A 5,999-nucleotide genomic window follows, 5' to 3' on the forward strand; every position below is an offset into this window, starting at 1 on the left:
GGCGGCCAGAAGCTTCGATGCACTCTGCGAGGCTCTCGGCGATATCTGCCATCTGTTCGAGCCAACCGAATGCAGAAACTTCTTCAAAGCGGCCGGATATGAGGCCGATTAATCGCGACACGCTTTAGCGGATGAACGAACTACTTCGCAAATTTAGGTACGCTCCTATTAAAGTAGGAAATCTTTAACAGAGCTACATAGATACGCAAAACGCCGCCATTCTGAATGATGTCTTCTCGGCTATCTATTGGAGTTTTCCGACAAAATTCCGGATCAAGCCGTCAAGCAATCGACTCGTCCAGATTATTTCCTGGCCCAATTCCAAGAAAATCAGCTATAGCTTCAACTTGGTGAATCAACATATGGATGCCGTTATGAGTGCGGCAGCCACGCGCCTCCGCTTGCTTTAAGAGATTCGTCTTGTCAGGGTTCATAATCACCTCTGCTACGATCTGATGCGCACCCAGGCAGTCAGGATTGAAGGGCAGTTGATCCTCAGGCTTCAACCCAAGTGAGGTCGCGTTGATCACGAGGTCGGCATCTGCGAAATCGGCGTTGTCGAAAGTAGCAGCGCATCCGGGAACCTTGGAGTTAATCCTGTCGACCAATTCGGTCGCATGATCTCTGGAACGGTTGGCAATGAAGATGCGGGCCGCTCCCGCGTGAGCCAGAGCGGCCCCAATGGCTTTTGCAGCGCCACCCGCTCCATGAAGTCGAACAATTGCGCCTGCCGGATTGATTGCTTCGGCCCTGAGTCCAGCCACAAATCCTATGCCATCGAAGGTCTCCCCTTCCCAAGTTCCATCGGGGCGCTTTCGAACAGCATTGACTGTGCCCGTTATCTCTGCAATCGGCCCTAGGGTAGTGCATAAGCGGAATGCTGCTTCTTTGTGCGGTATTGTAACTGTAAACCCAGGCAGGTTCTTCCAGGCCATCAGAGCCTCGACAAATGCGCCCAGGTTCTTTGCATCGACGTGAAAGGGAACAAACACGGCGTTGGCCCCTCGTTTAGCGATGATTCGGTTCATCGCCTCAGGGGTCCTGACCTGACTTACAGGGTCAGCAATGATTCCGTAGACGCAGGTGCCGCCATCAATGATAGGCATTTCTCGTCCTTTCAAATTTAAACCACTGATGCCGGACGTCCGCTCTCTGGCGTGCCGCCAACACGATTGAGCGGTGGTCCATCAAACACGCTCACCGCTACCAAAGCCACCATCAGTTCCTGTTCACCCGCGACCTCGCTTGTTCATTTCCAGGATCGGGCTTTCCCCCTGCGGATTGATCTTGGGCCTCCTCGGCTAAATTTCCTCGGTCACGCCATCGCGCTGCGAAGGAGCCGCTGAACGACGGCCCCTTAGCAGTACGCTCCGGGTGAACGTGCAGGAATTGATGATCATCAGTCGAGTCCGTTGGACGATCACTTTCTATGTGACGCCGCGCCACGATTACGCCAGTTTCCTTGCCAGCGCTGGCCTCAAGTTCGTCAGAATATCACTGACTCAAACGATAGTCCCTGGCGCGCTGTTTCGTGAAGAAGCTTATGCCGTGTTGCACTGACTGACCGGCATCGATCGGCAGCACCGCTCCGGCGACGTAGCAGGCGGCTCGCGCACCGGTCCGTACGCCCCCAAGTCCGCTTCTTGCAACCCACCAAAGTCGGTAGCATCTCAATCCGCGCTAATAATGTATCCACCCGTCAGAAGCGCGCCGTCCCGCCCCGCGGGGCACGTCTTCACGATAGGGCAAATTGCTATGAAAAAAGGTAGTCCATTGGACATCTCACGCTTCCTCGAAGCATATGACGACGAGGCCGCCAAAAAGGGCATCAAAATTTCGATAGGATTCGATTTTCATGAATATGTCGCGATCACAAGGGCCACTCCAACAAAGAGCCCGACATTTCCAAATTTCCGACCAGATCGCTCGCCGATTAATGCAGGCGATGGATTTTGGATTATCGGCGTTGACGATAATGATGAAGTCGCCCTTCTCGATGCTGCTCGATTATACGATCTTTCACACAGCAACTTTGCAGAACATTTGCAATCTCTCAAGGCGTTCTATGCTGACCCGATTATACACGCACATCCTGACGATATTTGTACTTGTTCAGCACCGGGGGCAACGAAAATTACCGGGAAAGTATCGTACCTTGGGGATCTTTGGGTGCGCGAAGACTACAGAGGACAGGGCGTGCCCAGGATCGTTGCTGGAATAGCATTCGGCGTGTCTTTTGCGATGTGGGCTCCTGATTTCCTATGTGCGCTTGTAGCACGATGGTCACTGGATAAGGGCATCGTCGCGCAATACGAAATGCCGCATCATGAACCAGGCGGATCGATGTTACAGCTGGTGGAAGAGAAGATCGTGGAGGACAATTGGCTGATTTGGCTAACCGGCGAGGAGTTGAGGAGCCGTATTGATTCTCACAACAAACCGAGCCAATTGTAGCCGCGCCAATTTTCGGCGCGACTTCCTCATGCAGATTGAACCAACCCGCTGACGCGGGATAGGGCGGCGACTACGCCGGCAAGAAGATCAAAGGCCGCAAGCGCCATATCATCACCGAAACCGAGTGGCACCTAGTCGGGCTGACGGTGCATACGGCCGACATCCAGGACGGGAATGGGGCAATAGGCGTCATGGCCTGCATTAGTCGCTGACGGTGGTTATGCGGAGAAGAACTGATGCAGGCTCTAGACCACATGTTCGCCTGAGGCCGGTGCGTCCGACCTCGTAATATGCGGGGCCGAGGTTGCCCGGGCGGTTCCGGTGCGATCTCCTGCATGGAGGCGAACGATGAGCCAGTCGGTGAAGTATGTGGGCCTTGATGTCCACAGGGACACGATAGCGGTGGCGGTGGCGGTGGCGGAAGACGGCAAGCGCAGCGAGGTTCGAGAACATGGAGAGATCAGCAATACCCCTGCGGCCTTGACGAAGTTGCTCGGCAAGCTCGGCGGATCGGGTGTGGCGTTGCATGTCTGCTATGAAGCCGGGCCTTGCGGATATGGCATTCAGCGACAAGTGACGGCAGCCGGGCATGATTGCGCTGTGGTTGCGCCATCGCTGATTCCCCGGCGGCCAGGCGATCGGATCAAGACGGATCGCCGAGACGCGGTAAAGCTGGCGCGGCTACACCGAGCGGGCGAACTGACGGCAGTGTGGGTACCCGACAATGCCCATGAAGCGATGCGCGACCTTGTGCGGGCGAGATTGGCGGCGGTACGCAGCCTGAGGCATGCCCGTCAGCAGCTATCGGGCTTCTTGCTGCGTCATGGTCATCATTATCATCGTCCCGCATGGACCCAGATGCATCGGCGTTGGCTTTCCGGGCTGCGCTTTGCCGAGGAAGCGCATCATATCGTCCTGGAGGACTGCATCGCGACGATTGATGCCGCGAAGGAGCGGCGCGACCGCCTGACGGTGCAGATCGAGAAGCGATTGGCTTGGACTTTGGCACCGGTTGTTGACGCTTTGCAGGCCCTCCGCGGCATGGCTCTTGTCGCGGCGGCCACCATTGTCGCCGAGCTGGGCGATATCAGCCGGTTTTCGAAAGCAGAACAGTTGATGTCCTACCTCGGGCCGGTGCCGTCTGAGGATTCCAGCGGGAAGCGGCGCCGCCAAGGCGGGATCACCAAGGCCGGGAACGGAGCGGCCCGGCGGATGCTGATCGAGGCGGCCTGGAGTTACCGGTTTCCGGCACGGATCAGCAGGGAACAGCTTTTGCGCCCATTCTTGACCTCTTCACGCGGCCGCCACCCCGCAGATGTCCTCACTGTGAGAGGTTGCTCGCAGATGCATCAAACCTAAACTGCCAAAGTGGTGTAAGGATGCCCCATCAAAGCCTGGGATCAAACATGTAGCCCATCTCAGCCCGTGAACGATCGAAATCATCAAGCGCTCCGACACGGCCAAAGGCTTCGAGGTGCTGCCATGACGATGATAATGAGTCGTCGAGCGAACCTTCGCCTGGCTGGGACGTCGTCGCCGGCTCGCCAAGGACTTCGAGGTGACCATCGCCAGCGCCGAGGCTCAGATGTTGATCGCCTCGAGCCGCCTCATGCTGCGCCGCATGGCAGCTCCGCCTCGTGCGTAACCAAGTTTCGAATCAGGCTCTGAGCCAATTAACGGCCCGAGCAAAGCGTCTCGAAAACCGGCAAGTCATGGAGCCAGGAATCAAACATCTAACCTATTTCAGCGGGCGCAATCTGCAAGGCTTGAGGGGGCAAGTCGTTCAGGACCGCACCGTCAATCTGTCGGTCTGACGACACCTCTCTACTTGTGCCAGCTCTCCTTCGGAGAGCACTCCCGTACCGATGATGCCCTGCCTCAACAATTGCGCGATCTCGCCATCGGAAAGGTCGAGAAGCCCTGATAGGATGTCTTTGTTATGCTGTCCGAGTGTTGGCGCCGCCCTAAGTATCGCATAGGGTCTTTCACCTTCGCGGATCGGCATCGAGGGCTGCGGATGTAAGCCCACGAAAGCGCGTTCGACTTCTGGCAGAAACGTGCGAGAGGCGAGATGCCGATCCTTAAGTAGGTCATTTGGCATGCGAGCCACGCCGGCAGCAACTTTTGCTGCTTGCAACTCGGACATAGCCTCATCCGCGTCGCGGGTGTGCGTCCAGGCTGCGATGTCTCGCTCGATAACGTCCTCAACGGCCCGGCGAGCTTCCGCAGATTTCATCGACGCGTCCGTGGCCCAGTCTGGCCTACCAATAAGCATGGCAAGCCTCTGCCACATCTCGTTGTCGGTCGCGGCTACTATGATCCAATTGTCCTCACCCACACACCGGAAGCAGCCATGGGGTACAAACTGCGGATGTCGATTGCCATAATTTGTCGGCGGCATACCGCCGATTGAGCCGACGGTGATCCATGGCGCCGCAAACGGCATCATGCATTCGATCTGCGCAAGATCAATGAACTGTCCCTGGCCTGTCTTGCGAGCGTGAATCAGTGCAACCAGAACTGCAACGCAGCCGTTCAACCCACCGACGGGATCCCCGTAGGCGACGTAGCTCATCGCGGGCGGCCCGTCGGGATCTCCGATCACACTCGGCAACCCTGAGCCCTGCTCGAGAGTCGAACCGTGTCCGCGCAGCCCTTGCCGGGCAGCATCGCCACGGCTTCGACGCTGGCCTTCGCGCTCGTTCATAAGTATGTCGACGGCACACCGCTCTACCGCCTGGCACAGGCATTCGAGCGCGCCGGCGTTCCTGTCAGCCGTGGCGCGCTGGGCCACTGGGTGATCGGCTCGAGCGAAAGACATCTCTCCCGCATCTATGACGCCCTGAAGCTGCGGCTCAGATCGCAGCCTCTCATCCATGGCGACGAGACGACGGTTCAGGTGCTGAAGGAAAAGGATCGAGAGGCCACCAGCACATCGTATATGTGGGCTTACCGGAGCGGCGAGGACAGTGGCGAGCCAATTGTGCTGCTCGATTATCAGCCAGGCCGCGGCCAGATACACCCGCAGACCTTCCTCGGTGAATACCGCAGCATAGTGATGAGTGATGGCTATTCCGCCTGGCGCACGCTGGAAGGGGCAATCCATATTGGATGCATGGCCCACTCCAGACGGCGCTTTGTCGATGCCCTCAAGGCGAGGAAGAAAGGCGGCGGTCCGCCGGAGCAGGCGCTCCGGTTCTTCGAACAGCTCTACCGGGTTGAAAGGCAGGCGCGGGACGAAAAACCGGCCAAGGGTGAAACGCAGGCCGACTGCATTCGCCGCTTCCGCCAGCAACACAGCATACCCGTCCTGAACGCCCTCAAGGAATGGCTCGATAAAATCGCCCCGAAGGTCTTGCCGGACAGCAAGCTTGGCGATGCCGTATCCTACACTCTGAACCAATGGGAATATCTGATAACCAACGGTCATGTTGATTGACCGACGTGAGCCCATTGGCGCGTCCCGATTGAAGTGATGGTCTTTGGTCGTTTGATGAGCTCGCGCCAGGCGTGGCACGCGGCGTCGATGATGGCGTCGTAGCCTT

5 protein-coding genes and 3 pseudogenes are annotated in these 5,999 nt (G+C 57.5%); 6 read left to right on the forward strand and 2 right to left on the reverse strand.

What is annotated here, in order from left to right; genetic code table 11:
- Nucleotides 1-281 precede the first annotated feature (281 nt).
- Nucleotides 282-1,106: a shikimate dehydrogenase family protein gene (locus tag CKW40_RS41755; protein WP_095205318.1), complete on the reverse strand. Its 825-nt coding sequence runs from the start codon at nucleotides 1,104-1,106 to the stop codon at nucleotides 282-284.
- A 268-nt stretch (nucleotides 1,107-1,374) separates the two neighbouring features.
- On the opposite strand from CKW40_RS41755, the gene CKW40_RS43525 reads away from it, so the two are divergent.
- The 5 genes and pseudogenes from CKW40_RS43525 to CKW40_RS41780 all read left to right on the forward strand — a co-directional run.
- Entirely contained in the window at nucleotides 1,375-1,560 is a 186-nt protein-coding gene (locus tag CKW40_RS43525; RefSeq protein WP_143748523.1) for a hypothetical protein, read from the forward strand.
- A 195-nt stretch (nucleotides 1,561-1,755) separates the two neighbouring features.
- Nucleotides 1,756-2,454 (forward strand): hypothetical protein, encoded by a 699-nt coding sequence (locus CKW40_RS43530; RefSeq protein WP_143748524.1) that lies wholly within the window; start codon nucleotides 1,756-1,758, stop codon nucleotides 2,452-2,454.
- A 74-nt stretch (nucleotides 2,455-2,528) separates the two neighbouring features.
- Nucleotides 2,529-2,657 (forward strand): annotated as a pseudogene (locus tag CKW40_RS41770) (IS5/IS1182 family transposase); the annotation flags it as partial.
- Nucleotides 2,658-2,802: 145 nt separating this feature from the next.
- Complete coding sequence (locus CKW40_RS41775; protein ID WP_280175438.1) at nucleotides 2,803-3,813, forward strand: IS110 family RNA-guided transposase; 1,011 nt, start codon at nucleotides 2,803-2,805, stop codon at nucleotides 3,811-3,813.
- A 70-nt stretch (nucleotides 3,814-3,883) separates the two neighbouring features.
- Nucleotides 3,884-4,099: pseudogene (locus CKW40_RS41780) on the forward strand (IS5/IS1182 family transposase); the annotation flags it as partial.
- Between the two features lie 138 nt (nucleotides 4,100-4,237).
- Here the strand turns inward: CKW40_RS41780 and CKW40_RS41785 are convergent.
- Complete coding sequence (locus CKW40_RS41785) at nucleotides 4,238-5,161, reverse strand: CaiB/BaiF CoA transferase family protein (protein ID WP_095205321.1); 924 nt, start codon at nucleotides 5,159-5,161, stop codon at nucleotides 4,238-4,240.
- Here CKW40_RS41785 and tnpC point away from each other — a divergent pair.
- A pseudogene (gene tnpC, locus CKW40_RS41790) lies at nucleotides 5,102-5,869 on the forward strand (IS66 family transposase); the annotation flags it as partial. The gene CKW40_RS41785 and the pseudogene tnpC sit on opposite strands and share 60 nt — an antisense overlap.
- Between the last annotated feature and the right edge of the window lie 130 nt (nucleotides 5,870-5,999).

The sequence above is a fragment of the Mesorhizobium carmichaelinearum genome (assembly GCF_900199455.1).
Taxonomy (GTDB): Bacteria; Pseudomonadota; Alphaproteobacteria; order Rhizobiales; family Rhizobiaceae; genus Mesorhizobium; species Mesorhizobium carmichaelinearum.